Below are 417 nucleotides of genomic sequence, written 5' to 3' on the forward strand. Positions count from 1 at the left end.
GATGTAGAAGCAGAACCTAAACCAGGCTGCGTTGCGGTAGCAGTAATTACTGCTGTATTTGGAGGGAGGTTCCGGATAATGAATTGGCCGTTAATATCACTTACAGCATTACCAAGAATAAGACCGTTAAGATCCGTTATAGTTACAATTACACCAGACAAAGGTGCCCCTGTTTGTTTGTTAATAATTTGCCCCGTAACGGTTGCAGGATTGGGAGTGAGTGGCACGATAATATTTGTAGTTTGTTCAGCTGCTACACTGGCACTGGCAATAGCTGTGGCAAAGTTTAGGGCTGTTACTTGAATTAAATACGTTACAGGAATTAAATCAATAACATTAAAAGTCCCATCTGCATTCGCAAGGAGTGTTTTTAGTAAAATACCGCTTATGTCAAATACTTGAATCTGAGTATTTGAA

1 protein-coding gene is annotated in these 417 nt (G+C 39.8%); it reads right to left on the reverse strand.

Going from position 1 to position 417, the window contains the following annotated elements; translation table 11 throughout:
- Positions 1-417: carboxypeptidase-like regulatory domain-containing protein (locus AC1DWA_RS33560; RefSeq protein ID WP_477917840.1), on the reverse strand; the 417-nt coding region annotated here is incomplete at both ends.

This window comes from Rhodococcus sp. P4_F3_2, from assembly GCF_056401335.1.